General features: G+C 44.4%; 8 protein-coding genes and 1 pseudogene. 8 read left to right on the top strand and 1 reads right to left on the bottom strand.

Features of this window, described 5'->3' with window-relative positions; translation table 11 throughout:
• Window positions 1-98: 98 nt before the first annotated feature.
• The 8 genes and pseudogenes from HK413_RS08755 to HK413_RS19765 all read left to right on the top strand — a co-directional run bounded on the left by HK413_RS08755 (window position 99) and on the right by HK413_RS19765 (window position 5,360).
• Complete coding sequence (locus HK413_RS08755; RefSeq protein WP_175269914.1) at window positions 99-497, top strand: hypothetical protein; 399 nt, start codon at window positions 99-101, stop codon at window positions 495-497.
• A gap of 33 nt (window positions 498-530) precedes the next feature.
• A pseudogene (gene asnS / locus HK413_RS08760) lies at window positions 531-1,962 on the top strand (asparagine--tRNA ligase).
• A 475-nt stretch (window positions 1,963-2,437) separates the two neighbouring features.
• Entirely contained in the window at window positions 2,438-3,184 is a 747-nt protein-coding gene (locus tag HK413_RS08765) for a hypothetical protein (RefSeq protein ID WP_175269915.1), read from the top strand.
• Complete coding sequence (locus tag HK413_RS08770) at window positions 3,181-3,879, top strand: PD40 domain-containing protein (protein WP_175269916.1); 699 nt, start codon at window positions 3,181-3,183, stop codon at window positions 3,877-3,879. The genes HK413_RS08765 and HK413_RS08770 overlap by 4 nt, the downstream gene beginning before the upstream one ends.
• Window positions 3,876-4,106, top strand: a complete 231-nt coding sequence (locus HK413_RS08775; RefSeq protein WP_175269917.1) for a hypothetical protein — start codon at window positions 3,876-3,878, stop codon at window positions 4,104-4,106. The genes HK413_RS08770 and HK413_RS08775 overlap by 4 nt, the downstream gene beginning before the upstream one ends.
• A gap of 2 nt (window positions 4,107-4,108) precedes the next feature.
• Entirely contained in the window at window positions 4,109-4,384 is a 276-nt protein-coding gene (locus tag HK413_RS08780; RefSeq protein ID WP_175269918.1) for a hypothetical protein, read from the top strand.
• Entirely contained in the window at window positions 4,378-4,998 is a 621-nt protein-coding gene (locus tag HK413_RS19760) for a S41 family peptidase (RefSeq protein ID WP_175269919.1), read from the top strand. The genes HK413_RS08780 and HK413_RS19760 overlap by 7 nt, the downstream gene beginning before the upstream one ends.
• A gap of 50 nt (window positions 4,999-5,048) precedes the next feature.
• The gene (locus HK413_RS19765) at window positions 5,049-5,360 is read left to right on the top strand and encodes a S41 family peptidase (RefSeq protein WP_175269920.1); all 312 of its coding nucleotides are present in this window, start codon (window positions 5,049-5,051) and stop codon (window positions 5,358-5,360) included.
• Between the two features lie 111 nt (window positions 5,361-5,471).
• On the opposite strand, the gene HK413_RS08795 is transcribed toward HK413_RS19765, so the two are convergent.
• On the bottom strand, window positions 5,472-6,354 hold an 883-nt coding region (locus HK413_RS08795), incomplete at its 5' end, for a hypothetical protein (RefSeq protein WP_246230093.1).

A 6,354-nucleotide genomic window follows, 5' to 3' on the forward strand; every position in this document is an offset into this window, starting at 1 on the left:
ATTTGCGCCGGGCTATTTTCATGCAGTAAAAAATGTGGTTGTGCGCCACCATTTTCCTTTGGTAAAGGTATTTGGGGTACCGTAAAAAAGGAAGTAGTATGCCATGGTCTGAATCAAATTTTTCTGATACCATAAAGAGTGATACATTAACCATTTCAAGCAATAGCACAAAGTACGTCTTCGGTATTAAGTTAAAGTTTGGTTTGGATAATAGCACAAGCAAATTAATTAATGGTTCGTACCAAAAGCAAATAGATGCTACATTTTACCAGTATGGATATATCAATATTGGGACGTTAATTTACAAGTTAGATAATACTGCTAATAATACATTTTATACTTATATCCAAACCAGCACTTTGGAAGAGAGCAAAGGAGAATGGTTAACAGGATCATTCAACCTTACTTTTAAGCTTGCAACACCAACCGGCAATACAGCATTTGATACCACACGGGTTTATTTTCCCGGGCAATTTAGGTTAAAATTAGATAAGTAATTGTATTTTTGCGGCTCTAAATTTTTTGCAACAATGAGCCAGCGTATAAAGATCAAAGCATTATTAGAAAGCACTACTACAGATATTGATGTAACCGTTAAGGGGTGGGTTCGCGCCTTCCGCCAAAACCGGTTCATTGCTTTAAATGATGGTTCGACCAATAATAACGTACAGATAGTTGTTGATTTTGAAAATACTGATCCTGCGCTGTTAAAGCGTATTACCGTTGGTGCTGCCATCAGCGTTTTTGGTAAACTCATCGCCTCACAAGGCAAGGGCCAAAGCGTTGAAGTGATAGCCCATACCGTAGAGATCTTAGGCGATAGTGATCCCGAAAAATATCCTATCCAACCAAAAAACATAGCCTGGAGTTTTTGCGCGAAAATGCTCACCTGCGTTTCCGTACCAGCACATTCGGCGCCATCTTCAGGGTGCGCCATAGCCTGGCATTTGCTATCCACAAGTTTTTGAAGAACGCGGCTTTGTTTACCTGCATACCCCCATCATCACCGCAAGTGATGCCGAGGGCGCAGGCGAAACCTTCCACGTTACCAACTTCGATCTGAATAACGTACCTAAAGTTGACGGCGAGGTTGATTACAAACAAGACTTCTTTGGCCGTGCCGCTAACTTAACCGTTTCCGGCCAGTTAGAAGGCGAGCTTGGTGCTATGGCTTTGAGCGATATCTATACATTCGGACCGACATTCCGTGCCGAAAACAGTAACACTACCCGCCATCTGGCCGAGTTTTGGATGATTGAGCCCGAAATGGCTTTCGCCGATATCGTTGATAACATGGACACCGCCGAAGCGCTATTAAAATATGTTATTGCTTATGCCTTAGAGAAAAACGCGAGGATATTGAGTTTTTAACCCAGCGTTTGTTAGATGAAGAGAAACAAAAACCGCAGAATGAGCGCTCTGAAATGAGCCTGACCGAAAAGCTGCAGTTTTGTTTAGCTAATGATTTTGAGCGCTTAACTTATACTGAAGCAATTGAGATATTAAAAGAATCGACCCCGAATAAAAAGAAGAAGTTTCAATATCCGGTTGAAGGTTGGGGTACCGACCTGCAATCAGAGCACGAACGTTATTTGGTTGAGAAGCACTTTAAAAAACCGGTGATATTAACCAACTATCCAAAGGAGATCAAATCCTTCTACATGCGCCAAAACGACGACGGTAAAACCGTGGCCGCAATGGACATCCTGTTCCCGGGTATTGGCGAGATCGTTGGCGGAAGCCAGCGTGAAGAGCGCCACGGACAAACTGGAAACCCGTATGGACGAAATGGGCATCCCTAAAGACGAGCTTTGGTGGTACCTTGATACCCGCCGCTTTGGCAGCTGTCCGCACGCAGGCTTTGGTTTAGGCTTTGAGCGTTTGGTGCTGTTTGTTACGGGTATGGGTAATATCAGGGATGTGATACCTTTCCCAAGGTTCCCGAAGAATGCTGAATTTTAAAAAATTAAAGTCCGTTTCAATGAGATGGGCTTTTTATTTACCTAGAATCTCGCTGATTAAGCGGTTACCTACCACCGTTTTGCCTTTACGCTCTTAGCTTGCCCCGCTATGGCCGCGGAGGCCTTGTCACTTTTCCTTGATGAAAAAGTAACCAAAAAAATCAAGTCATCCGGGAGGCTTCTTTGCCGCACAAGCCTTATACGCTGCAAAATCAGCTAAAACCTTAGGCCCGGTCCTTTTGCCCCCAGTCGCTCGCACAATGGCAACGCGCATGGCAAAAAATTACCAATGCCTTTGCCCACGCACGGCCCAGTTTGTTTTATCAGTTTCGCCCGAAGCTTTTTGTATGACGATTAGGAATGAACCAACATTTTAGTTATGTTAATGAAAAATGCAAAGAGGCGCAAAGGCCTGTCAGGGCGCGCGGCCGGGAGTCTGGCCTTGAGCGATGGCAGCGATCGGCCTGACTTGATTTTTGGGTTACCTTTGTATCAAGACAAAGGTAACAGCCACCGCGGCAATTGAGCGGGGCAAGCCTTGCGCGGTACGTTTCCCAAGCGACGGCACTTACGTTAAATTATACAAAGTACCCACTGCAGGTGGCCGCAGCCTGATGGTAAACTCGGCCGGTACCGAGTTTGTACACTTTAACAAAGCCGGTGATAAATTTATTTATCAGGATGCCAAAGGATATGAAAATCCTTACCGCAAGCACCATACCTCAAGCGTAACCCGCGATATCTGGACCTACAACATCAAAACCGGGGCCTACACTAAAGTATCAACCTTTAATGGCGAGGACCGTGAGCCTGTTTGGGGCACCGCAGGCGCGTTTTATTACCTGAGCGAACGCAATGGCAACCAAAACCTTTTTAAATCAACAGAAGCTGATGTAAGTAAGGTAACTCAACTTACCAAATTTGATAAAAACCCGGTGCGCAACCTGTCACGCGCGGATAACGGCACTTTTGCTTTTACCCAAAATGGCGATATCTATACTTTAAAAGAGGGCCAGTCGCCACAAAAAGTAAACATTGCGGTTAACGCCGATTTTAACAGCGATCAAACACAAAACATCAGTATCAGGGGCGGCGCGTCTGACATGGCGGTATCTCCTGATGGTAAGGAGATCGCCTTTGTATACCGCGGCGAAATATTCGCGTCATCAGTTGAAGGCGGAATTGTAAAACGCCTTACCAACACACCTTACCAGAACGCATGATAGAGTTTGCTGCGGATGGCAGAAGCATCCTCTACTCGGTAGAGAATGAAAAATCGTGGGACATTTATAAGGTAAGTATCGCCAACAAAAGCGAACCTTCGTTTTATGCCGCTACCACTATAAATACCGAACCGGTTATTGCTACAGATAAAGATGAATTTCAGCCGATGCCATCGCCGGATGGCAAAAAAATAGCTTATTTAGAAGAGCGCAACATTATTAAAGTTTATGATATCGCTAAAAAAACCGCTATAGCAATACTTCCCGCCGGCGTTAATTTTTCGTATGCCGATGGCGATCAAAATTTTAAATGGTCGGCCGATAGTAAATATATCCTGGCGCAATCAACCGAAGGCAATGCCTTAGGCAGCAGCGAAATCGTTTTGATAAAAGCCGATGGCTCAAAAGGCCGTGTAAACCTAACCGAAAGCGGTTTTAATGACTATAACCCTCAATTTGGGATGGGCGATAAAATGATGTACTGGACCACCGACAAGCAAGGCATGAAAAACCTGAGCCGCGGTGCGCAGGGCGATATCTACGCCAAGTTTTTTGACCAGGATGCCCGGGATAAATTCAACCTGAGCAAAGAGGACCTCGCCATAAAAACTGAAATAAGCAAACGCGATTCGGTTGATATTAAAAAGGCACAGGCCAAAGCAGACAGTATAGCCAAAGCCAAAAAGAGAAGGTGAAACCACCAACAATACCGGAATTTGTGCCTAACCCGGATAACCCGGATGATCGCACCGTACGGTTAACACTTACATCTGCGCGCATAGGCGACTCTAAATTATCAAAAGATGGCGAGAAGCTATACTACCCGGCCGCTTATGATAAGGGGTATAATTTATGGGTGCTATCAACCCGCACCCGTGAAACCGGATCCTGTCTGAAATTAACGCCGGCGGCGGCGGCTTGATCATGAGCAAGGATGGTAAGTCTTTATTCATGATGTCGGGCGGTGGCGCTATGAAGATAGATGTGGATAACGGTAAAGTTACCAATATACCTATCAGCGCTACATTTACCTTAAATGCGGCTAAAGAGCGCGAGTATATTTTTCAGCACATCGTAAAACAGGTTCCTAAAAAATTATACGACCCTAATTTACAGGGCGTAGACTGGGCCTATTACCAAAAAAACTACGCACAGTTTTTACCTTACGTGGGTAATAACTACGATTTCCGGTATTGCTGAGCGAGTTATTGGGTGAGTTGAATGTGTCGCATACCGGCGGCATTTACTCGGCCAGTTTCCCTGATGGCGACAGAACAGCCGCTTTAGGTTTATTATATGACGTTACCAGCAGTGCCGATGGTTTATTGGTACGCGATATTATTACCGGCGGCCCATTTGATATTGCAAAAAGCAAAATGAAAAAGGGTTATGTTATTGATAAGATTGACGGGGTGGCCATTACTGACGAAGACGACTGGGCCAAACTGCTAAATAACAAGGCAGGAAAATACACGCTTATTACTTTCCACGATCCCGCTACCAAAACAGTTTATAACGAAACTGTAAAGCCTATTGCTGCCGGTGCCGAAACCGGGATGTTGTATGACCGCTGGGTTAAAAGGATGGAGCATTTAACAGATAGCTTATCAAACGGCCGGGTGGGTTACGTGCATATTGAAGGCATGAACGAAGCCAGCTATCGCACAACATTTGATAAGGTATTAGGAAAAAATTTAACCAAAAAAGCATTAATAGTTGATACCCGTTTTAATGGCGGCGGCTGGCTGCATGATGACCTGGTGACCTTTTTGGGTGGTAAAAATACTTCTCGTTCCGCCCGCAGGGAGCGGTAACCACCGGTGGGGAACCATCAAACAAGTGGACCAAACCAAGCTGCGTACTGATGAACGAGGGCAACTATTCTGACGCGTTCATGTTCCCATATGCTTACAAAGAACTGGGCCTTGGTAAATTGGTAGGTATGCCGGTTGCGGGTACAGGTACAGCCGTATGGTGGGAAAACCTGATAGATAACTCGTTGACCTTTGGTATACCGATGGTGGGCAGCTGGGGAACCGGCGAAACCCATGCTACCGAAAACCATGAGCTTGAACCGGACATTAAGGTACTTAACGATTACAACAAAGTATTAACCGGCGATGACCAGCAACTGGAAGCAGCTGTAAAAGAAATGCTGAAAGCAATAAGTAAGTAAACAGAAATTCCTAACGCAATGATACGGCCCTGCATGAGAAATTGTGCGGGGCTTTGTATTTATTATTTACTGTAGTTTCTGTGAAATATCAAAAAGCTTGACCGTTCTTCTTTATGGAAAGGGATGTCCCAGTTGCCCCTGGTAGCTCATTTTTGCAGGTAGCAGTTCGCCGTTAAAGGGTATCAGTTCAATATTCATCTTCACATTAAAATCAAAGAATAAGTTATCGTATCTCATGTCTACATACCGTCCCGGGATCTTAAAATCCCGCATATCAAATATGGTAGTAAGCTCATTGATCATTACGTCCCCGTCGGCTGTGCTGGGCTTTCTTATTACTTTAAATCGATAAACAGGTATGCTGTCGAGGTATTTACCCCGGGCAAATTCATAGTTATAAAATTGCCGCATATCACGGCTAAATATCTCGGTTTTGCTGCTCAGGAACGGGAGTCCGGAAATCCTGCGTCCCGGTGTGAACATTAACGCCTTTGCCTTGGCTTTGTATGATCCATTCTTACCTCCCGCATTTAATGATTCGTCTGTACTGAACTCAGACCTATATGCGTTGTCAAAGATGTAATCAAACAGCTCTACCGTATACAGTTCGTATTTACCATTCTTTTTATAGACATTGCCTTTATCCTGCTTTAATAAGTATTCGGCTTTAGGCTTCCCGTTTACTATCGTGTGCCTGATCTGGCGGTGAATCTCGCCATCGATCTTATTTTTCTTATCGTAAGTATAAATGTTGTTTTCGGCAGTAAAGCCGTAGCGCTTCATGTTTCGGAAGGCTTTGTAAAAGCCGGTGTCGGCTAATACGGCATCAATAAAATCCTGCGCGTTTAATCGGTGCGAACGGATATTAACGGGTGAATCTATCACCACAGTAAGTATAGTATCAGGATTAAAGCGGTGTTGCTGCGCCTTTAAGCTAAAAGCAGAAATTAAAAGGCAGAAAGCTAATAGTGCTTTTTTATTCATTGTAATTTTG

Source organism: Mucilaginibacter humi (assembly GCF_013087555.1).

Bases quoted from the DNA above. Each gene is read 5' to 3' on its own strand.
- HK413_RS08755 (WP_175269914.1), top strand. From the start codon at position 99: ATGCCATGGTCTGAATCAAATTTTTCTGATACCATAAAGAGTGATACA.
- HK413_RS08770 (WP_175269916.1), top strand. From the start codon at position 3,181: ATGATAGAGTTTGCTGCGGATGGCAGAAGCATCCTCTACTCGGTAGAG.
- HK413_RS08780 (WP_175269918.1), top strand. From the start codon at position 4,109: ATGAGCAAGGATGGTAAGTCTTTATTCATGATGTCGGGCGGTGGCGCT.
- HK413_RS19765 (WP_175269920.1), top strand. From the start codon at position 5,049: ATGAACGAGGGCAACTATTCTGACGCGTTCATGTTCCCATATGCTTAC.